This is a genomic window from Pseudomonas sp. B20(2017), assembly GCF_002113125.1.
GTDB lineage: Bacteria > Pseudomonadota > Gammaproteobacteria > Pseudomonadales > Pseudomonadaceae > Aquipseudomonas.
Genome location: NZ_NEJP01000023.1, coordinates 41,179 through 62,850, shown reverse-complemented (window position 1 = coordinate 62,850; position 21,672 = coordinate 41,179). Strand labels below are relative to the sequence as shown.

The 21,672-nt window shown below is 61.6% G+C and carries 15 protein-coding genes; 5 read left to right on the top strand and 10 right to left on the bottom strand.

Translation table 11 applies throughout. The features are described 5' to 3' along the window. Positions 1-2: 2 nt before the first annotated feature. The 3 genes from CAF63_RS26240 to CAF63_RS26230 form a co-directional block, all read right to left on the bottom strand. Positions 3-1,214: a NarK/NasA family nitrate transporter gene (locus CAF63_RS26240; protein WP_085690197.1), complete on the bottom strand. Its 1,212-nt coding sequence runs from the start codon at positions 1,212-1,214 to the stop codon at positions 3-5. A 356-nt stretch (positions 1,215-1,570) separates the two neighbouring features. Beyond that, entirely contained in the window at positions 1,571-2,146 is a 576-nt protein-coding gene (locus CAF63_RS26235; protein ID WP_007916390.1) for an ANTAR domain-containing response regulator, read from the bottom strand. A gap of 15 nt (positions 2,147-2,161) precedes the next feature. Continuing rightward, positions 2,162-3,373 (bottom strand): CmpA/NrtA family ABC transporter substrate-binding protein, encoded by a 1,212-nt coding sequence (locus tag CAF63_RS26230; protein WP_085690195.1) that lies wholly within the window; start codon positions 3,371-3,373, stop codon positions 2,162-2,164. A gap of 221 nt (positions 3,374-3,594) precedes the next feature. On the opposite strand from CAF63_RS26230, the gene CAF63_RS26225 reads away from it, so the two are divergent. Next, on the top strand, positions 3,595-4,614 hold the full coding sequence (locus CAF63_RS26225) for a quinone-dependent dihydroorotate dehydrogenase (RefSeq protein ID WP_085690193.1): 1,020 nt from the start codon (positions 3,595-3,597) through the stop codon (positions 4,612-4,614). A gap of 259 nt (positions 4,615-4,873) precedes the next feature. Here CAF63_RS26225 and rmf read toward each other — a convergent pair whose 3' ends face one another. Beyond that, positions 4,874-5,089: a ribosome modulation factor gene (rmf, locus tag CAF63_RS26220; protein WP_003223300.1), complete on the bottom strand. Its 216-nt coding sequence runs from the start codon at positions 5,087-5,089 to the stop codon at positions 4,874-4,876. A gap of 531 nt (positions 5,090-5,620) precedes the next feature. Between rmf and rlmKL the strand changes: the two genes are divergently transcribed. Both rlmKL and CAF63_RS26210 read left to right on the top strand, forming a co-directional pair. Further along, a complete protein-coding gene (rlmKL, locus tag CAF63_RS26215; RefSeq protein WP_085690191.1) occupies positions 5,621-7,891 on the top strand; it encodes a bifunctional 23S rRNA (guanine(2069)-N(7))-methyltransferase RlmK/23S rRNA (guanine(2445)-N(2))-methyltransferase RlmL in 2,271 nt (756 codons plus the stop codon). 146 nt (positions 7,892-8,037) lie between these two features. Then, a complete protein-coding gene (locus tag CAF63_RS26210; RefSeq protein ID WP_085690189.1) occupies positions 8,038-10,422 on the top strand; it encodes a diguanylate cyclase in 2,385 nt (794 codons plus the stop codon). Positions 10,423-10,624: 202 nt separating this feature from the next. On the opposite strand, the gene dacB is transcribed toward CAF63_RS26210, so the two are convergent. Then, entirely contained in the window at positions 10,625-12,085 is a 1,461-nt protein-coding gene (gene dacB / locus CAF63_RS26205) for a D-alanyl-D-alanine carboxypeptidase/D-alanyl-D-alanine-endopeptidase (RefSeq protein WP_039770010.1), read from the bottom strand. A gap of 234 nt (positions 12,086-12,319) precedes the next feature. On the opposite strand from dacB, the gene CAF63_RS26200 reads away from it, so the two are divergent. Continuing rightward, a complete protein-coding gene (locus CAF63_RS26200; RefSeq protein WP_085690187.1) occupies positions 12,320-12,664 on the top strand; it encodes a YggL family protein in 345 nt (114 codons plus the stop codon). A gap of 53 nt (positions 12,665-12,717) precedes the next feature. On the opposite strand, the gene CAF63_RS26195 is transcribed toward CAF63_RS26200, so the two are convergent. After that, positions 12,718-13,908 (bottom strand): benzoate/H(+) symporter BenE family transporter, encoded by a 1,191-nt coding sequence (locus CAF63_RS26195; RefSeq protein WP_085690185.1) that lies wholly within the window; start codon positions 13,906-13,908, stop codon positions 12,718-12,720. Positions 13,909-14,255: 347 nt separating this feature from the next. On the opposite strand from CAF63_RS26195, the gene CAF63_RS26190 reads away from it, so the two are divergent. After that, complete coding sequence (locus CAF63_RS26190; protein WP_007952027.1) at positions 14,256-15,020, top strand: GntR family transcriptional regulator; 765 nt, start codon at positions 14,256-14,258, stop codon at positions 15,018-15,020. Between the two features lie 275 nt (positions 15,021-15,295). On the opposite strand, the gene guaD is transcribed toward CAF63_RS26190, so the two are convergent. From guaD to xdhA, 4 genes are all read right to left on the bottom strand, one after another. After that, entirely contained in the window at positions 15,296-16,600 is a 1,305-nt protein-coding gene (guaD, locus tag CAF63_RS26185) for a guanine deaminase (RefSeq protein WP_085690183.1), read from the bottom strand. 13 nt (positions 16,601-16,613) lie between these two features. Beyond that, entirely contained in the window at positions 16,614-17,471 is an 858-nt protein-coding gene (xdhC, locus tag CAF63_RS26180) for a xanthine dehydrogenase accessory protein XdhC (RefSeq protein WP_007952025.1), read from the bottom strand. Positions 17,472-17,609: 138 nt separating this feature from the next. Next, entirely contained in the window at positions 17,610-20,009 is a 2,400-nt protein-coding gene (gene xdhB / locus CAF63_RS26175; protein WP_085690181.1) for a xanthine dehydrogenase molybdopterin binding subunit, read from the bottom strand. Next, positions 20,002-21,456 (bottom strand): xanthine dehydrogenase small subunit, encoded by a 1,455-nt coding sequence (gene xdhA / locus CAF63_RS26170; protein WP_085690179.1) that lies wholly within the window; start codon positions 21,454-21,456, stop codon positions 20,002-20,004. The genes xdhB and xdhA overlap by 8 nt, the downstream gene beginning before the upstream one ends. Positions 21,457-21,672: the final 216 nt, after the last annotated feature.

The window sequence follows — 21,672 nt, the reverse complement described above, 5'->3', positions numbered from 1 at the left end:
CCTCAGACCCGGGCAGCGGTCACGGCCGCCGAACCCCAGGTGGTTCTCCAGCGACGCTTGACGCCATGCAGGCCGAACCACGCCAGCACGCCAAGGCTGGCAAACAACCATAGAGCCAGTTGATAGCTGCCGGTGCTCTGTTTGATCGCGCCCATGCCTGCCGCCAAGGCAAAACCGCCGATGCCGCCGGCCATGCCGATCAGCCCGGTCATCACGCCGATTTCACGACGGAAACGCTGCGGCACCAGTTGGAACACCGCGCCGTTACCTGCGCCGAGGCCGAGCATGGTGCAGACGAAAAGTGCCAGCGCCGCGTAGGAACTTGGCAGGTTGAAGCCGACCGCTGCAATACAAACCGCTGCAACCGTGTACATCGCCAAGAGGGTGCGGATGCCACCGAAACGGTCAGCCAGCGCGCCGCCCAGTGGACGCATCAGGCTGCCACCGAACACGCAGGCGGCGGTGTAGTAACCGGCGGTCACCGGGCTCAGGCCGTATTGATCGTTGAAGTAGCCGGGCAGGGCGCTGGCCAGGCCGATGAAGCCGCCGAAGGTGACGCTGTAAAAAAACATGAACCACCAGCTGTCGCGATCACCCAGGGCCTTGAAATAGTCGGCCATGGACTTGGCTTTCGGCCGCTCCGGCGCGTTTTTCGCCAGCCAGGCGAACAGCACCAGCGTCAGGATCAGCGGAATCAGGGCGAAACCGAACACATTGCTCCAGCCAAACGCCGCCGCCAGTACCGGGGCGATCAGTGCCGCGAACACGGTGCCGGAGTTGCCGGCCCCGGCGATGCCCATCGCCTTGCCTTGGTGCTCCGGCGGATACCATTGCGAGGCCAGCGGCAGCGCCACGGCAAACGAGGCGCCGGCCATGCCGAGGAACAGGCCGAGCAGCAAAGCCTGTTCATAACTGTGGATGCCGAGTTTCCAGGCGCCGAGCAGCGCGCAGATCACGATCACCTGGCCGATCAGCCCGGCGGTTTTCGGCGACAGGCGATCGGCGAGCATGCCCATCGCAAAGCGCAGCACCGCGCCGGCCAGAATCGGCGTCGCCACCACGAGCCCGCGCTGTTGGGTAGTCAGATGCAGGTCGGCGGCAATCTGCACCGCCAGCGGGCCGAGCAGGTACCAGACCATGAAGCTCAGGTCGAAATACAGGAAGGCCGCGAACAGAGTCGGGGTGTGGCCGGATTTCCAGAAGCTTTTATTCATCGCGCACCTCAGCTGTAGAGAATCTCGAGAAGGAGTCAGAACCAGCACAGTGGGGCGCCGCCACGGCCGCACCACCGGCCCCGGGCTGTGGGGCCAAAACGCAAAAACGCCGCTACCCGGATCGCCGAAAGGAGCGAACAAGGTGAGCGACGTCTTTGTCGTGGGTGGGGCAACCGCCGTTGGTTACCTGTGGTGATTGCTTAGCGAGATTTGTGCCACATCGATGTGGCTCGTTCCCATGCTCTGCGAGGGAATGCATTCGGTGACGCTCTGCGTCATGTTCTGAAGCGGACGCGGAGCGTCCATGGCTGCGTTCCCACGCGGAGCGTGGGAACGATCAAAAGCAGCGCAGGACCTCAGCCAAGCAACTCGCTCATGGCAATGATCTGCTCCGCCACCTGAATCAGTTTCTGCTGACGGCTCATGGCCTGGCGGCGCATCAGGGTGTAGGCCTCTTCTTCGTTGCAGTCCTTCATTTTCATCAGCAGACCTTTGGCCAGTTCGATGCGCTTGCGCTCGGCCAGTTGCTGGTCGCGGGCCTGAAGCTGGGCGCGCAAGGCCTGATCGCTCTCGAAGCGGGCCATGGCCACGTCGAGAATCGGCTGCAAGCGTTGTGCATGAATGCCTTCAACGATGTAGGCACTGACCCCGGATTTGATCGCCTGACGCATCACGCCGGGGTCATGCTCGTCGGTGAACATCACGATTGGTCGGGGCTGGTCGCGGCTGACCAGCACTACTTGTTCCATCACATCGCGGCTCGGTGACTCGGTATCGATCAGGATCACGTCCGGACGCACCGTTTCGACGCGCGCCGGCAGGTCGATGGTCAGGCCCGACTCGTCGATCACCTCGAAACCGGCCTCGGTCAGCGCGGCTTTCAGGCGTCCGACTTTTTTCGCGGTGTCGTTGATCAGCAGAATGCGCAGCATGTTCGCGGTCTCCTGTCAGCGCTGGGCGAGAAGGGGCGCGCTGTCGCTCAGCGCGTGGAGCTTGAAGCTCCGGGCGTAGGCGGCCGGGTCGCTGCCGTCCCAGATTTTGCCGTCGATCAACTGGCTGCTGCGCAGGTCTTCGGTGCCGAACGGCACGCCGACAGCGTTGGCCGCGTCGCGGTACAGCGCCAGTTGTTGCACCTGACGGGCAATGGCGAGGTAGTCCGGGTCATCGCGCAGCAAACCCCAACGACGGAACTGGGTCATGAACCACATGCCATCCGAGAGATACGGCAGGTTCACCGCGCCATCGCCGTGAAAGCGCAGGGCGTGCGGATCCTGCCAGCGATTGCCGAGGCCATCGTCGTAGTCGCCGAGAAAGCGCGGCTCGATGCAGGAGACCGGGGCGTCGAGGTATTCCGCAGCGCTCAGCAACTGCGCGGTGCTGCGGCGGTTTTCCGGGCTTTCTTCGATGAAGCGGCTGGCTTCGAGGATCGCCATTACCAGCGCGCGCGCGGTGTTGGGGTATTGCTCGACGAAGGCGCGAGTGCAGCCGAGGACCTTTTCCGGGTGATCGGGCCAGATGGTCTGGCTGGTGGCCAGCGTGAAACCGAGATCCTGCTGCACGGCGCTGGCCGCCCACGGCTCGCCGACGCAGAGGCCATCAATACGTCCGGCCTGCAAGTGCGCGACCATTTGCGGCGGCGGTACGACCACGCTGTCGACATCCTGCAACGGATGGATGCCTTGGCTCGCCAGCCAGTAATACAGCCACATGGCATGGGTGCCGGTCGGGAAGGTCTGGGCGAAGGTCAGTTTTGCGCGGGTTTGGTGCACATGCCGGTGCAGCGCTTCAGGACCGGTCACGCCCAGGCCCTGCAAACCGTGGGACAGGTTGAGGCTCTGACCGTTCTGGTTCAGGCCCATCAGCACCGCCATGTCGGTCGGCGCGACACCACCGATGCCCAAATGCACCGCGTAAATCAGGCCGTAAAGGCTGTGTGCAGCATCGAGTTCGCCGCTGACCAGGTTGTCCCGCAGGTTGGCCCAGGAACTCTGGCGCTTGAGATTCAAGGTCAGGCCGTAAGGCTGGGCGAAGCCTTGGGTGGCGGCGACCACCAGCGAGGCGCAGTCGCTCAAGGCCATGAAGCCGAGGTTGATTGCGCTTTTTTCCGGGGCATCGCTGCCGTTGACCCAGGCCAGCGGCCCGGCGGAAGTTTGAGTCATAAAAGCCCCCTCAAAAAAAACGTCGTCCCAGGCTTTGCCCGCGCAAAACCGAGAGACGACGCCATTGTCCTTGCCTGCACGCCACCATTGGCCAGCGGGCTGATGCCGGGGAAGGTGCAAGGCATATGCCATGCGCACGGATTTACCCGTGCGCCTCGCGCGCTGGGGCGATGCCCGGCTATAATCGCGGCCTCTTTTCGCCGCCCGAGTCATAGCCGCCCATGTACACCCTGGCCCGTCAGCTGTTGTTCAAACTTTCCCCGGAAACCTCCCATGATCTGTCGCTGGATCTGATCGGCGCGGGCGGGCGTTTGGGCCTCAACGGCTTGCTGTGCAAGGCCCCGGCGTCGCTGCCGGTGAATGTCATGGGCTTGCAATTCCCGAACCCTGTCGGTCTGGCGGCCGGTCTGGACAAGAACGGCGCGGCCATCGATGGCTTCGCACAGCTGGGTTTCGGCTTTGTCGAAATCGGCACCGTGACCCCGCGTCCGCAGCCGGGCAACCCGAAACCACGGATTTTCCGCCTGCCGGAAGCCGAGGCGATCATCAACCGCATGGGGTTCAACAACCTCGGTGTGGACAATCTGCTGGCGCGGGTGGCAGCGGCCAAATACAAAGGCGTGCTGGGGATCAACATCGGCAAGAACTTCGACACCCCGGTCGAGCGTGCGGTGGAGGACTACCTGATCTGCCTGGACAAGGTCTACGCCCACGCCAGCTACGTCACGGTCAACGTCAGTTCGCCGAACACTCCGGGCCTGCGCAGTCTGCAATTCGGCGATTCGCTCAAGCAATTGCTGGCTGACCTGGCCACGCGCCGCGCCGAACTGGCCCTGCGCCACGGCAAGCATGTACCGTTGGCGATCAAGATCGCGCCGGACATGACCGACGAAGAAACCGCGCAAGTCGCCCAGGCGCTGATCGAAACCGGGATGGACGCGGTGATCGCCACCAACACTACCCTCAGCCGCGTGGGCGTCGAAGGCATGGAACACGGTGACGAGGCGGGCGGTCTGTCCGGCGCGCCAGTGCGTGAGAAGAGTACCCACACCGTGAAAGTGCTGGCGTCCGAGCTGGGCGGCAAGCTGCCGATCATCGCGGCGGGCGGCATCACCGAAGGCAAGCATGCGGCCGAGAAGATCGCTGCCGGCGCGAGCCTGGTGCAGATCTACTCCGGCTTCATCTATAAGGGTCCGGCGCTGATCCGCGAGTCCGTGGACGCGATCGCCGCCAGGCGCTGATCCTTTGTGAGAGCGAGCTTGCTCGCGATGGCGTCCGTTCAGTCAACATTTCGTGTGACTGATGCACCGCCATCGCGAGCAAGTCGAGTCGTCGCACCGTCGCTCCCACAGGTTTTGTGTATGGCATAAATAATGTGGCAGGCATAAAAAAGGGCTCCTCGAAGGAGCCCCTGGGCCGTGGCCCGCCGTCCGGGAAGGACGTGCATGGTGATCAGGTCGTTACGAAATCAGATTGTCGTGTCGCAATAAGTGCCCTGTGTCAGCCGACGGCGTGAAGTTCGTTGAGTCTGTGGATTCCCGCAGTGCCGGTCATACCGTCCCAGTTGTCGCCGCGTCCTTCTCGCCAGCCGTTGATCCAGGCTTGACGTACCGACGGTAGAGTAAATGGGCAAAGCTCACGGGATTTGCCACCAACGCCATATTGATATCCGCGCAAAAAAGCTCTTTCCAACGGATCACGCTTAAGTCTTCTCATAGGGTGTTTCCCTCACTTGTTGACTGTTTTTGTCGCGTCGACCTCAATTGAGGTCTGGCAGAAAAACTCTGCCGTTGGCGGCTCGCTGCCGGCGTGGCGAGCCAAGGTGTTGACGCCGTTGCGACGTCAACCTGTGTGCAGTTCTAACCAATGAGTCACATCGATGGAATGACCGTTTTGTCATAAGGACGTAACGAAAAAGATGCTATGGCCATAAGTAACCGCGTATTTATCCAGTATTTATTGGCCAAACCCCGGTATGATCGGCCCCGCGCTGGATGATGAGGTTAATCCTTTAGTGAGAATGACCCACGTTTACGCTGGGTTACTATTCGACGAAGGGTTGCTTTGAGTCATTTTGTTGCTTCAACTTTTTTATCTGTCCCGGCATCTAAGCTCTTTTAAACCCGAGCAGCGGGGATGGAACGGCACACCTTCGTGCCACGCGGGCGCTCTTGTAGAAAAGCGCCTGATTGAAAACCGGATCGGCAATGCGTTGCTGGTTCATCAGCCAAAGGCTCTGGAAAAACCATGTCCGACCGTTTCGAACTCTTCCTCACTTGCCCCAAAGGCCTTGAAGGCCTGCTCATCGAGGAAGCCGTCGGGCTTGGCCTTGAAGAGGCCCGCGAACATACCTCCGCCGTGCGTGGCATGGCGACCATGGAAACCGCTTATCGCCTGTGCCTCTGGTCGCGTCTGGCCAACCGGGTGCTGCTGGTGCTCAAGCGTTTCCCGATGAAAAACGCCGAAGACCTGTACCACGGCGTACTTGATGTCGACTGGCAGGACCACATGCTGGCCGACGGCACTCTGGCCGTGGAATTCAGCGGCCACGGTTCGGGCATCGACAACACCCACTTCGGCGCCTTGAAGGTCAAGGACGCCATCGTCGACAAACTGCGCACTCCGCAGGGCGACCGTCCAAGCATCGACAAGCTCAACCCGGACCTGCGCATTCACCTGCGTCTGGATCGCGGCGAAGCGATTCTGTCCCTCGACCTTTCCGGCCACAGCCTGCACCAGCGCGGCTACCGCTTGCAGCAGGGCGCTGCGCCGCTGAAGGAAAACCTGGCGGCCGCGATCCTGATCCGTTCCGGCTGGCCGCGCATTGCCGCCGAAGGTGGCGCGCTGGCTGACCCGATGTGTGGTGTCGGCACGTTCCTGGTAGAAGCCGGCATGATCGCCGCCGACATGGCGCCGAACCTGCGTCGCGAGCAATGGGGCTTCACCGCCTGGCTCGGTCACGTACCGGCACTGTGGAAAAAACTGCATGAAGAAGCGGTCGAGCGTGCTGCTGCCGGTCTGGCCAAGCCGCCGCTGTGGATCCGTGGTTATGAAGCTGATCCACGGTTGATTCAGCCGGGCCGCAACAACGTTGAACGCGCCGGTCTGAGCGAATGGATCAAGATTTATCAGGGCGAAGTCGCGACCTTCGAACCGCGTCCGGACCAGAACCAGAAAGGTCTGGTCATCTGCAACCCGCCGTACGGTGAGCGTCTGGGTGATGAAGCCAGCCTGTTGTACCTCTACCAGAACCTCGGCGAGCGTCTGCGTCAGGCCTGCCTGAACTGGGAAGCGGCGGTGTTCACCGGCGCGCCGGACCTGGGCAAGCGCATGGGCATCCGCAGCCACAAACAGTATTCGTTCTGGAACGGCGCGCTGCCGTGCAAGCTGCTGTTGATCAAAGTCCTGCCGGATCAGTTCGTCACCGGCGAGCGCCGTACCCCGGAGCAACGTCAGGCCGAGCGCGAGCAAGCCGCCTACGATCAGACGCCGAACGAGCCGCAAGAGCGCAAGTTCAACAAGAACGGCAACCCGATCAAACCGACGCCGGCCCCGGCGCCAGTGATCGAGCAGCCGCGCCTGAGCGAAGGCGGGCAGATGTTTGCCAACCGCCTGCAGAAAAACCTCAAGTCGATGGGCAAGTGGGTCAAGCGCGAAGGCATCGACTGCTACCGCGTCTACGATGCGGACATGCCGGAATACGCGATGGCCATCGACCTGTACCACGACTGGGTGCACGTTCAGGAATACGCCGCGCCGAAGTCGATCGACCCGGAAAAGGCCTCGATCCGCATGTTCGATGCGTTGGCGGCCATTCCGCAGGCGCTGAACATCGACAAGAGCCGCGTGGTGGTCAAGCGCCGCGAACGTCAGAGCGGCACCAAGCAGTACGAGCGCCAGGCGGCCCAGGGCAAGTTCAATGAAGTGACCGAGGGCGGCGTGAAGTTGCTGGTCAACCTCACCGACTACCTCGACACCGGGCTGTTCCTCGACCACCGGCCAATGCGCATGCGGATCCAGAAAGAGGCCGCCGGCAAGCGCTTCCTCAACCTGTTCTGCTACACCGCGACCGCCAGCGTACACGCGGCCAAGGGCGGCGCGCGCAGCACCACCAGCGTCGACCTGTCGAAAACCTACCTCGACTGGGCGCGCCGCAACCTGTCGCTCAACGGTTTCTCCGACAAGAACCGTCTGGAGCAGGGCGATGTGATGGCGTGGCTGGAGAACTCCCGCGACGAATACGACCTGATCTTCATCGATCCGCCGACGTTCTCCAACTCCAAGCGCATGGAAGGCATCTTCGACGTGCAGCGTGACCAGGTGCAGTTGATCGACCTGGCCATGGCGCGTCTGGCAGCGGGCGGGGTGTTGTACTTCTCCAACAACTTCCGCAAGTTCCAGCTCGAAGACAACCTGGCCGAGCGTTACGCGGTCGAGGAAATCACCGCCAGCACCATCGACCCGGATTTCGCCCGTAACGGCAAGATCCACCGCGCCTGGAAAATCACGGCTCGTTGACACTCTGCGAAATTGGATCCACAGAGCCTTGATTTTTAAAGGCTCTTGGATCCGTTCAGAACTAGCCAAATTAGTGGCTAATAGCTATAACTCACACACGGCCGATGGGGTTTTTCCCGCAGATGCTGACGTAGTGAGTGGCTTTTATGTCGTTGCACCCCGTGCGCCCGAAGATATTGGGTTTTATCAGCGAAGACGTCTCGGCCTGGCTGGTCGGGCTGCTGGTATTGCTCGCCGGCGGGATTCTCACGGGGCTGCTGGCCTGGGGCACCCTCAATCAGTTTCATAGCCAGTTGCGCCAACGCTTTCAGCTACTGGCCAACGAGCGCTACAGCCGCATCGAAGAACGTTTTCAGGATCAGGAGCAACGCCTTGATGGCCTGCGACGGTTCTTCGCCAACTCCGAATCGGTGTCCCGCGCCGAATTCGACGGCTATACCCGACCTTTATTACTGCGCACCCAGGCCTATTCGTTCGCCTTGCGGGTGAGCGGCGCCGAGCGTGCAGCGTTCGAGAAACAGGTGCGAGACGAGGGCCTGACCACCTTCAGCGTGCTCGAACTCAATGCACGCGGCGAACTGCAACTGGCCGCGGCTCGCGATGAATACGTCGTGGTGGTGTACAGCCAGACCCAGAGTCGGCTCGGCTCGCCGCTGGGGTATGACTTGCTGGCGCAACCGTTGCGCCGATCGACCCTTGAACGGGCTGACCAGCTCCACGGTCTGGCGGTGTCGCAGCCGATGCATCTGGTGTCTATCGAGCCGGCTTATGCACGCGGCGTCCTGCTGGTCGCGCCAGTGGTTCGTCAGGGCGAAAACGTCTCTTTCGGTTATGTGATGGCAGTGATCAGCATGCGTCAACTGCTGGCGGACGGCTTGCCGGACGCACTCAATGACTATCTGTCAGTACGCATTCTCGATCTGTCCAACAGCGATCAACATGAAGTGTTGTTCGAGTCGACCAATGAACCGGCGCCAAGCGATCTGTCCGCCACCCGGCTGGTGCGCATGGCCGATCACGACTATCAGGTGGATATTCTTCCCAGCGAAGCGTTCATGCAGGCCAACCATTCGTCGGTTGGCAGCGTGGTGGTGCTGGGCGGATTGCTCAGTCTCCTGTTGAGCGCGCTGCTTTATGTGCTGGTCAGTCAGCGCCAGCGCGCGTTGCGCATGGTCGAGTTGCGCACTCAGGAACTGCATGAGCGTGAACAGGAACTGCGCGGCACTCACGGCCAGTTGCGCGGGGTGCTGAACGCGGCGACCCAGGTTGCAATCATCGCCACCGACCTGCGTGGCGTGATCAACACCTTCAACCCCGGTGCCGAGCAGATGCTCGGTTATCGCAGTGTTGAAGTGGTCGGCCACATGACCCTGGAGAACCTGCATTTCCCTCGGGAACTGGTGGCTCGCGCGGCGGAGCTCAGCACCCGTTATGGCAAGGTCATTCCGACCTGTCAGGCGATGCTGGTGGAGGGCGGCGAAGTCGGCGGGCACGAGGCGCGAGAGTGGACGCTGGTGCGCAAGGATGGCAGCCACATTCCAGTGAACATGCTGGCCACGCCGGTGCTGGACGAGCAGGGGCTGTGGGTCGGCCATCTGGCGATCTGCATCGACATCACCGAACGCAAGCGCGTGCACGAAGCGCTGGCCGCACGGGACGTACTGTTGAAGAAGCTCAGCGCGCACGTTCCCGGCGGGATCTATCAATTCAAAATGGAGTTCGACGGGCGCTTCAGTGTGATCTACGCCAGCGACGGGATTCGCGAAATCTACGAGCTGGAGCCGGACGTGCTGCTGCTCAACGCCGAAGCGATCTTCACCCGCATCCATCCGCAGGACGTCAGTCGTGTGCGCAAGTCGATCCGCGCCTCGGCGGACAACCTCAGTCCGTGGCGCGAGGAATATCGCGTGCAGTTGCCCGAACGCGGCCTGCGCTGGGTTCGTGGCGAGGCGACCCCGGAGGAACTGCCGGGCGGCGGCGTGCTGTGGCACGGTTATATTTCCGACATCTCCGATCTGAAGCGCGTCGAAGAAGAGTTGCGCGCCTTGTCGGTGACCGACGCCCTGACCGGGATTCACAACCGGCGCTATTTCCAGGAGCGCCTGACCACCGAAATGGCGCGGGTAGAGCGTGGTGGTGGTGAGTTGTCGGTGATCATGCTCGACATCGACCACTTCAAACGGATCAACGATCAGTACGGTCATGCGGTGGGCGACCGCGTGTTGCAGGCGGTCTGCGAGCGCATCGGCCATCGTCTGCGGCGTACCGACGTGTTCTGCCGGTTGGGCGGCGAGGAATTCATGGTGCTGTGCCCGGACATCGACGGTGATCACGCCCTCATGCTGGCCGAAGAGTTATGGCACAGCCTGCGCAGTGCACCGATCGACGTGGTGGGGGTGGTGACGGCCAGTTTCGGGATTGCCAGCTGGCGACCGGGAGAGGGCGCGGACGCGCTGTTGCTGCGGGCGGATTCCGGGGTGTACGCGGCGAAGCAGGGCGGACGGGATCGGGTCGAGCGGCAGATGAACTGACCCATTCGAATGATCGTTCCCACGCTTTACGTGGGAATGCCTCCGGGGACGCTCCGCGTCCAATGACGCAGAGCGTCACGGGCTGTATTCCCACGCGGACGGTTCGACGCCTCGACGTGGGAACAATCAGGTTTGGGGGGGCGGCAGTTTCGGCTGTGATGATTGTTCCCACGCAGAGCGTGGGAACAATCATTTACGGGGATTACAGGACCGAAGCAGTCTGCGGCGTCCGTGGCTGTTTATAAAGATCCAGCAGCACCTGATCCAGTACCGACGACGCGCCGAACGGGGCCTTGTCGTTGAGGATCGCCACCACCGCCCAGGTGTTGCCGTTGACGTCGCGGCTGAAACCGGCAATCGCCCGTACGGTGTTCAGGGTGCCAGTCTTGACGTGGGCTTCGCCGCGCATCGCGGTGGTCTTCAGGCGTTTGCGCATGGTGCCGTCGGTGCCGGCAATCGGCAGCGAGCTGATGTATTCGGCAGCATATGGGCTGTGCCAGGCCGCTTGCAGCATGTTGGCCATTTCACGGGCACTGACTCGCTCGGAACGCGACAGACCGGAGCCGTTCTCCATCACCAGATGCGGCGCGGTGATGCCTTTCTTCGCCAGCCACTGGCGCACCACGCGTTGCGCGGCCTTGGCGTCATCGCCGTCGGCGTCGTTGCGGAATTTCTGGCCCAGGCTCAGGAACAGCTGCTGAGCCATGGTGTTGTTACTGTACTTGTTGATGTCGCGGATGATTTCCGCCAGATCCGGCGAGAACGCGCGAGCCAGCACTTTGGCGCTGCTCGGCGTCGGGGCCAGACGATCCTTGCCCTGGATGCTACCGCCCAGTTCTTTCCAGATTGCCCGGACGGCGCCGGCGGTGTAGGTCGCGTGGTCGAGCAGCGACAGGTAAGTCTGCGAGCTGCAACCTTCGCCCAACTGACCGGCCACGGTCACGGTCACGCTGCCATCGGCCTGCGGCACCGGGTTGTAGCGCACGCCGCCGGTGCATTGTTTGGAGTTGAGCGCTTTGACGGTGTTCTCGATGTTGATGCTGGCAATCGGCGGTTCGACCGAGATCAACACCCGGCCATTGTCATTGCGGGCCACGAAACGCAGGGCCTTGAGGTTGACCAGCAGCGAATCCGGCTTGACCAGAAATGGCTTGTTCTCGTCGTTGCCGTCGTCGTTGAATTCCGGCAGTTGCGGCTGCACGAAGAAGCTGCGGTCCAGTACCAGATCACCGGTGACCTGGGTCACGCCGTTGGCGCGCAGGTCGCGCATCAGCAGCCAGAGTTTTTCCATGTTCAGCTTCGGATCGCCACCACCCTTGAGGTAGAGGTTGCCGTTGAGAATCCCGCCGTTCAGGTCGCCGTCGGTGTAGAACTCGGTTTTCCACTGATGGTTGGGGCCGAGCATTTCCAGCGCCGCGTACGTGGTGACCAGTTTCATGGTCGAGGCCGGGTTGACCGACACGTCGGCGTTGTACACGGTCGGCGTGCCCGGGCCGTCCAGCGGCACCATCACCAGCGACAGGGCAGTGGGCTGCAGCTTGCTGGCCTTGAGGGCTTTTTCGACGTTGGGGGTCAGGGCGGTATTGATGGTGGCAGCGGAGACGGGCAAGGCCAGTGGCAGAAGAAGACCGGCCAGGAGCAGAGGACGCAACGATTTGATCATATGAAATAAAACCCTACAGCCGAGGGGAAAAAAGACGAGGACATGGATGAAAAGGCCCTCAGTGGTCATGAAAGTGTCGGCATTATGCCCCAAGGTGTAACAGCTTGTGCCTTTCGCAAGGGTGCCAATTCGTTATTTTTTTACAGGCGGTCGCACGCACGTCCCGGATAGGCGGGCAATCGCCGGCTTAAACTGGTAAAGTGCCGGCCGTTATTACTTAAGAGGATTGTTCCAATGGCGACTAACCGTTCCCAGCGTCTGCGCAAAAAACTGTGCGTCGATGAATTTCAAGAGCTGGGTTTCGAACTGAACCTGGACTTCAAAGAAGATCTGTCCGAAGAAGCCATTGATGCTTTCCTCGAAGCTTTCATCAAAGAAGCCATGGACGCCAATGGTCTGGGCTATGTCGGCGGCGAAGGCTTCGGTCTGGTTTGCCTGCAGAAGCGTGGTTCGGTTTCCGAAGAGCAGCGCGCTGCCGTGGAAGCCTGGCTGAAAACCCGCACCGAGCTGACCAAGACTGAAATCAGCCCGCTGCTGGACGTCTGGTATCCGGAAAAGCCGATCAACGCGGCCAAGTGATACTGAAAAAACGGCGACCCGAGGGTCGCCGTTTTTTTATGCCTGTTTTTTCATCAGGCCTTGCGCCAGTTGAGGATCAGCAAGGTCAACACCCCCGCGACAATCCCCCAGAAGGCCGAACCGATGGAAAACAGCGTCAGCCCCGACGCCGTGACCATGAAGGTGATCAGCGCCGCTTCCCGTTCCTTCACCTCGGTCATGGCGATGCTCAAGCCGTTGATGATCGAACCGAACAGCGCCAAAGCAGCAATCGACAGCACCAGTTCCTTGGGCAGCGCGGCAAACAGCGCCGCCAGCGTGGCGCCGAACACCCCGGCAATCCCGTAGAAAATCCCGCACCACACCGCAGCGGTGTAGCGTTTGTTGCGATCCTCATGGGCATGCGGCCCGGTGCAAATCGCCGCGCTAATCGCTGCGAGGTTGATGCCGTGGGAACCAAACGGCGCCAGCAGCAGGGACGCGATGCCGGTAGAGGTAATCAGCGGCGAGGCCGGGACGTTGTAACCATCGGCCCGCAGCACGGCGATGCCGGGCATGTTTTGCGAGGTCATCGCCACAACAAACAGCGGAATGCCGATGCTGATGGTCGCGGCCAGGGAAAAATGCGGCGTGGTCCAGACCGGTGTCGCCACCTCCAGGTGAAAACCGCTGAAGTCCAGCAACCCCATGACGCCCGACAGCGCGGTGCCGATCAGCAGCGCAGCGAGCACCGCATAACGGGGCGACAGGCGTTTGACGATCAGATAAGTGAAGAACATCCCCAGCACCAGGCCGGTGCGGTGCTGCGCGGCGACGAAAATTTCGCTGCCGATCTTGAACAGAATCCCTGCCAGCAGCGCCGCGGCGAGGGAGGCCGGGATCTTTTTCACCAGCCGTTCGAAGCTGCCGGTCAAGCCGCAAATGGTCACCAGCACCGCGCAGGTGATATAGGCGCCAATCGCTTCGCCATAGGTCACGCCGCCAAGGCTGGTGATCAACAGCGCCGCGCCGGGCGTCGACCAGGCGATGGTGATCGGCGTGCGATAACGCAGCGACAGGCCGATCGAACACACCGCCATGCCGATGGAAATCGCCCAGATCCACGAAGAAATCTGCCCGCTGCTCAGGCCCGCCGCTTGCCCTGCCTGGAACATCAGCACCAGCGAACTGGTGTAGCCGGTCATCATCGCGATGAAGCCGGCGACGATGGCGGAGGGCGATGTGTCCGCCAGCGGGCGCAGTCGGGTGTGGGTAATTTCGTTCATGACAGGGGTATTCCTTGTACCAATGAAGATATTCGCAGCTACGCGAAACCCTTGTGGGAGCGAGCTTGCTCGCGATGACGGCGGAACAGTCGACATAGGAGTTGAATGTCCAACCGCTATCGCGAGCAAGCTCGCTCCCACAGGGATCGCGGATTCTGCGATCAAGCCTAAACTCAAACGTAACGAAGCGTTGCAATACAGCCGAAGCCACAAACAGCCGTACAGTCGTGTTGCCACCTTCCATTGTGTACAATCGCGCTGTTTTTTACGCGATACTTGCCAGCGACCCACTGTGCCGTATTACAGTCACGGTCAATTCGCCGCCGTTCTTCCCGACTCGAGTGCCCATGAACGAACAGTTGCAACCCCTCAAGAAACAACCGCGAGCAGGCAAAGCCGGCCGCAGCGGAACCCAGGACGATATTGTCTATGCGCATATCTTCGAGGCCATCCTCGAACAGCGCCTGGCGCCCGGCACAAAGTTGAGCGAAGAAGCGCTGGGGGAAATTTTCGGGGTCAGCCGAACCATCATTCGCCGCGCGCTCTCGCGTCTGGCCCATGAAGGCGTGGTGCTGTTGCGGCCGAACCGTGGCGCGGTCGTGGCCAGCCCGAGCGTTGAAGAGGCGCGTCAGGTGTTCCTCGCCCGACGTCTGGTGGAACGCGCGATCACCGAGCTGGCGGTGCAGCACGCCACCGCCGAGCAAATCGCCGAACTGCGCCAGATGGTCAATGACGAACGCGACAGTTTCTCCCGTGGCGATCGCGGCGCCGGCATCCGGTTGTCGGGTGAATTTCACCTGAAACTGGCCGAGGCAGCGAAGAACGCGCCGTTGATCAGCTTCCAGCGCAGCCTGGTTTCGCAGACGTCGCTGATCATCGCCCAATATGAAAGCGGCAACCGCTCACACTGTTCCTATGACGAGCACACCCAGTTGATCGACGCCATCGAAGCACGCAACGGCGAGCTGGCGGTGGACCTGATGATGCATCACATGGATCACATCGACAGCAAGCTCAACCTCGACGAGGAAAGCGCTTCGGACGATCTGCATGCAGTGTTCTCGCACTTGTTGCAGACCAAGAAGCCGGGGCGGCCGGCGGTCAAGCTCTGACAGGCACCGAGTCGCGGCATTCGCGAGCAAGCCCGCTTTGAAATGCATTCCCCCTGTGGGAGCGGGCTTGCTCGCGAAGACTTCCTGACAGGCAATAAAAATCCCCCGGACTAAAAAGTACCGGGGGATTTTTTTGTCTGCGGAAAACTAGCGTCCTGATCGTTCCCACGTCGAACCGTCCGCGTGGGATGCAGCCCGTGACGCTCCGCGTCACTGGACGCGGAGCGTCCCCAGAGGCATTCCCACGCAGAGCGTGGGAACGATCGAGCAATCAGTTAGCGCTGGTGCACCAGCGCGCCCGCCGCGTAGGTCTGAGCTACGGTGCGGTCATCGCCCAGGGTCATCAGTACGAACAGCGTTTCAGCAATGTTGTTGGCCTGCTTCAAGCGATAGCTCATCAGCGGCGTGGCATTGTAGTCCAGCACCAGGAAGTCGGCGTCGGAGCCCGGTTGCAGGTTGCCGATCTTGTCTTCCAGACGCAGCGCCCGCGCGCCGCCGAGGGTGGCGAGGTACAGCGACTTGAACGGGCTCAGGCGCGCACCTTGCAGTTGCATCACTTTGTAGGCTTCGTTCAGGGTTTGCAGCAGCGAGAAACTGGTGCCGCCGCCGACGTCAGTCCCGAGGCCGACGTTCAGTTTATGCTTCTCGGCCATCGGCAGGTTGAACAGGCCGCTGCCGAGGAAGAAGTTCGAGGTCGGGCAGAACGCGACCGCTGAACCGGTCTGCGCCAGACGCGCGCATTCGTCGTCGCACAGGTGCACGCCGTGGGCAAACACCGAACGCTCGCCGAGCAATTTATAGTGATCGTAAACGTCCAGGTAGCCTTTGCGCTCCGGGAACAGCTCCTTGACCCACTCGACTTCCTTGAGGTTTTCGCTGATGTGGGTCTGCATGTACAGATCCGGGTATTCGCTGAGCAACTGGCCGGCGAGGGTCAGCTGTTCCGGGGTGCTGGTCGGGGCGAAACGCGGGGTGACGGCATAGTGCAGACGGCCCTTGCCGTGCCAGCGCTCGATCAGCGCCTTGCTGTCGACGTAGCTCGATTCCGGGGTGTCGGTCAGGTAGTCCGGCGCGTTGCGGTCCATCATCACCTTGCCGGCAATCATCCGCAGATCCAGCTTCTCGGCGGCTTCAAAGAACGAGTTGACCGATTGCGGGTGCACGCTGCCGAACACCAGCGCGGTGGTGGTGCCGTTGCGCAGCAGTTCCTTGATGAAGATGTCCGCGACTTCATCGGCGTGGGCCTTGTCGGCGAACTGGCTTTCGCACGGGAAGGTGTAGGTGTTCAGCCAGTCCAGCAGTTGCTCGCCGTAGGCGCCGACCATGCCCGTCTGCGGCAGGTGGATGTGGGTATCGATGAAGCCCGGGGTGATCAGCGCATCCTTGTGATGCGTGATCTCGATGTCCGCCGGCAGGGTCGGCAGCAGTTCGCTGGCGTGGCCGAGGGCGCTGATCTTGCCGCCATCGACCACCAGCAGGCCATCCTCGAAATACTCGTAGGAGGCTTCGATGCCGACCTCGGCAGGGTCGGCAATGCTGTGCAGGATGGCGGCGCGGTAAGCTTTGCGAGTCAGAGGCATGAGGGTTCTCTAATCAGTTTGAGGCTTTGAGTGTGGCGGCCTGACTGCGCCGGGAAACCGGCAGCAGTTTGGCAATCGGTTCGGCACTGGCGGTGTGCTGGCCGAAATTGGCGTTATAGGTGGCGATGATTTCGCCGGCGATGGAGATGGCGATTTCCACAGGCAACTTGCCTTTGACTTCGCCGATGCCCATCGGGCAGCGCATGCGTTGCACGACGCTGGCGTCGAAACCACGGTCACGCAGGCGATGTTCGAACTTGGCCCGTTTGGTTTTCGAGCCGATCAGGCCGAACCAGGTGAAGTCGTTGCGCTTGAGGATCGCGGCGGTGAGTTCCAGATCCAGTTGATGGTTGTGGGTCATGACGATGCAGTAGCTGCCGGCGGGCAGGTCGTCGATTTCATCCACAGGCTCCTCGGCGACGATTTTGCGCACGCCGTGGGGAATCTGCTCGGGGAATTCCTCTTCCCGGGAATCGATCCAGCGCACCCGGCAGGGCAGGCTGGCGAGCAAGGGGACCAGCGCGCGACCGACATGACCGGCGCCGAACACGGCGATCTGCGCCTGCACCTGGCCCATCGGTTCGAACAACAGCACTGTCGCGCCGCCGCAGCACTGGCCGAGACTGGCACCGAGGCTGAAGCGCTCCAGATGGGTGTCCTGCTTGCCGCTGGCGAGCATCTCGCGGGCGATCTGCATGGCTTTGTATTCCAGGTGCCCGCCACCGATGGTGTCGAAGGTCTGGCGGGCGCTGACGACCATTTTCGAGCCGGCATTGCGCGGCGTCGAGCCGAGCTCTTCGATGATCGTCACCAGAACGCAGGGTTCGCCCTGGTTCTGCAGGTCGGCGAGGGCGTCGATCCAGTTGTACATGTTCACCTCGACATCTGTCGTTGTCTATTCGGGCCTCTTCGCGAGCAAGCTCGCTCCCACATTGAATTTGCACAAGTCCAACAGTCAGCGCATATCTCTGTGGGAGCGGGCTTGCCCGCGAAGGCCGCGCCTCGGTCCTTAGAGCGGAGCCAACTCGGTTTCAGCCTCGACGGCTTTCACCGCCTTGAGCTGGCGCATCTGCTCGCAACCCCACAACACCCGCTCCGGGGTCGCCGGCGCGTCGATCTTCGGTTGATGCCTGTAGTCGCCGAGGCTGGCCACCGCATCCTTGATCGCGCACCACGCGGCGATGCCAAGCATGAACGGCGGCTCACCGACAGCCTTGGAGTGGAACACGGTGTCCTCCGGGTTCTTGCGGTTTTCCACCAGCTTCACCCGCAGGTCCAGCGGCATGTCCGCCACGGCCGGGATCTTGTAGCTGGCCGGGCCATTGGTCATCAGCTTGCCCTTGTTGTTCCACACCAGTTCTTCCATGGTCAGCCAGCCCATGCCCTGAACAAAGCCGCCCTCAACCTGGCCGATGTCGATGGCCGGGTTCAGCGAGGCGCCGACGTCGTGGAGGATGTCGGTACGCAGCATCTTGTACTCGCCGGTCAGGGTGTCGACGAGCACTTCGCAGCACGCCGCGCCGAAGGCGAAGTAGTAGAACGGCCGGCCACGGGCCTGGCTGCGGTCGTAGTAGATTTTCGGGGTTTTGTAGAACCCGGTGCTCGACAGCGACACCTGGTTGAAATACGCCAGCTGGATCAGCGCTTCGAAGGTCATGATGTGGTCGCGCACACGGACGTGGCCGTTGTGGAATTCCACGTCTTCTTCGCTGACCTTGTAGTGCCGTGCGGCGAATTCGACCAGGCGTTGCTTGATGATTTCTGCTGCGTTCTGTGCAGCTTTGCCGTTGAGGTCAGCACCGCTGGAAGCCGCGGTCGGCGAGGTGTTCGGCACCTTGTCGGTGTTGGTCGCGGTGATCTGCACGCGGTCCATTTCCACCTGGAACACTTCGGCCACGACCTGCGCGACTTTGGTGTTCAGGCCCTGGCCCATTTCCGTGCCGCCGTGGTTCAGATGGATGCTGCCGTCGGTATAGACGTGCACCAGCGCACCAGCCTGGTTGAGGAAGCTGGCGGTGAAGGAAATGCCGAATTTTACCGGGGTCAGCGCCAGGCCTTTTTTCAGGATCGGGCTGTTGGCGTTGTAGCGACGGATCGCTTCGCGGCGCTCGGCGTACTGGCTGCTTTCTTCAAGTTCAGCGGTCATTTCCTCGAGCATGTTGTGCTCGACGGTCTGGTAGTAGTGAGTGACGTTGCGCTCGGTCTTGCCGTAGTAGTTGGCCTTGCGCACGGCCAGCGGATCGAGGTTCAGGTGACGGGCGATGGCGTCCATCACTTCTTCGATCGCGACCATCCCTTGCGGGCCGCCGAAACCACGGTATGCGGTGTTCGACGCGGTATTGGTCTTGCAGCGGTGACCGTTGATGGTCGCATCGCCGAGGTAGTACGAGTTGTCCGAGTGGAACATCGCCCGGTCAACGATCGAGGCCGACAGGTCTGGCGAGCAACCGCAGTTGCCGGCCAGATCCATCGCAATCCCGTGCAGGCGTCCGGTGCTGTTGAAGCCCACGTCGTACTCGACATAGAACGGGTGACGCTTGCCGGTCATCAGCATGTCTTCGACCCGTGGCAGGCGCATCTTGGTCGGCTGGCCGGTGAGGTGCGCGATCACCGCGCACAGGCATGCCGGGCTCGCGGCCTGGGTTTCCTTGCCGCCGAAACCACCGCCCATGCGGCGCATGTCGACCACGATTTTGTTCATCGATACGTCGAGGACTTCGGCCACCAGCTTCTGCACTTCGGTGGGGTTCTGAGTCGAGCAGTAGACGATCATGCCACCGTCTTCGGTCGGCATTACCGAGGAGATCTGCGTCTCCAGATAGAAGTGTTCCTGGCCGCCGATGTGCAGCGTGCCTTGAATGCGATGTTCGGCGGTGGCCAGAGCCGTGGTCGAATCGCCACGTTGATGAGTGTGGCTGTCTAGCACGAAATGGCGTTTGCGCAGGGCTTCGACCACGTCCAGCACCGGCTCCAGATCTTCGTATTCGATGATCGCGGCCATCGCGGCCTTGCGTGCAGTTTCCAGGTCTTTCGCGGCAACGGCCAGCACCGGTTGACCGACGAACTGCACGTCATCGATGGCCAGCAGCGGATCGCCCGGCAGCAACGGGCCGATGTCTTTCAGGCCCGGCACGTCTTCGTGAGTGATGGCGATGCGCACGCCTTCGAAGGCATAGCAGGGTTTGGTGTCGATGCTGATGATTTTTGCGTGGGCGCGATCCGACAACCGTGCGTAAACGTGCAACTGGTTAGGGAATTCCAGGCGGTCATCGATGTACTGCGCTTCACCGGACACATGCTTGGCGGCGCTGTCATGCTTGACGCTGCGGCCGACGCCGGTGGTCAGATCCCTGGCGAACAATTCAGCCAGTTCAGCTTGCGTTTTCTCTACGCCGTGATGGTTAGACATAAGCGGTCACCCGAGTCTCGATGTGCGGTGTTTGCAGTTCGATGAAGTATTTGCGCAGCAGGTTCTGCGCGCTGAGCAGGCGGTATTCCTTGCTGGCGCGGAAGTCCGAGAGCGGGGTGAAATCCTCGCCCAGCGCGGTGCAGGCGCGTTCGACCACCGCGTTGTTGAATGGCTGACCGAGCAGCACGGCTTCGCAATGAGCGGCGCGTTTCGGGATCGCGGCCATGCCGCCGAAGGCGACGCGGGCGTCGGTGATCACGCCGTTTTCGACGCGCAGGTTGAAGGCGGCGCAGACGGCGGAGATGTCATCGTCCAGACGCTTGGAGACTTTGTAGGCGCGGAAACGCTGCTCGGCCATGGCGCGAGGCACGATGATTTTCTCGATGAACTCGCTTTCCTGGCGCGCGGTGACCCGGTAATCGATGAAGTAATCCTCGAGCGCCAGCGTGCGGCGGGTCTCGCCCTTGCACAACACGATCTGCGCGCCGAGGGCGATCAGCAGGGGCGGCGAGTCACCTATCGGCGAAGCGTTGCCGATGTTGCCGCCGAGGGTGCCCTGGTTGCGGATCTGCAGCGAGGCGAAGCGGTGCAGCAGCTCGCCGAAGTCCGGGTACTCGGCGTTCAACGCTTCGTAGCAGTCGGAGAGGGCGGTAGCGGCGCCGATTTCAATGCGATCCTCGAAGTGCTCGATGCGCTTCATTTCGGCGACGTTGCCCACGTAGATCATCACCGGCAGGGTGCGGTAGAACTGGGTGACTTCCAGCGCCAGGTCGGTGCCGCCGGCCAACAGGCGGGCCTGTGGATAAGCGTCGTAGAGGTCGGCCAGATCGGCCACGGTCAGCGGCACCAGGCAGCGTTTGTCGCCGCTGTTGAGTTCGCCGATCGACGTCGGGGCAATGGCTTTGAGGCGGGCGATGGTTTCCGCTTCACGGGCGTCGAACTGGTCCGGTTGCTTGGCGCAGCAGGATTGTTCGGCGGCGGCCAGGATCGGCCGGTAACCGGTGCAGCGGCAGAGGTTGCCGGCCAGCGCTTCGTGGGCCTTGGCATGATCCGGTGCATCGCTGTTCTTTTGCAGGGCGAACAGCGACATCACGAAACCGGGGGTGCAGAAACCGCACTGCGAACCATGGCACTCGACCATGGCTTTCTGCACGCTGTGCAGTTCGCCCTTGTGCTTGAGGTCTTCGACGCTGATGAGTTGTTTGCCGTGCAGCGACGAAACGAACGTCAGGCACGAGTTGAGGCTGCGATAGCGAATGTGCTCGCGGCCATCGTCATCCGTCTGCAACTCGCCGACCACCACAGTGCAAGCGCCGCAGTCACCGCTGGCGCAGCCTTCTTTGGTGCCGGATTTACCCACGTGTTCGCGCAGGTAGTTGAGCACAGTCAGGTTCGGGTCCAGGGCGTGCTCGCTACGGAGTTCCTGGTTAAGTAAAAACTGGATCACGGAAGGCCTCGCAGACTCATTATTGTTGTTGAGCGACTTGAGCCGAATTTAGCAGGTCTGACTTTTCGGTCAATGGTTTTCTGACTTAAAGGTCAGGAAAAGCCGTTTTGTCGCTCAACCACGTGTCTCTTCAGTATTGACCCTCATTGGATCAAGCGCTTTTTTGCGGGATTCGTGCCAAAAACCGCTGTGCGGGCACTCCGCCATGACCGCGCA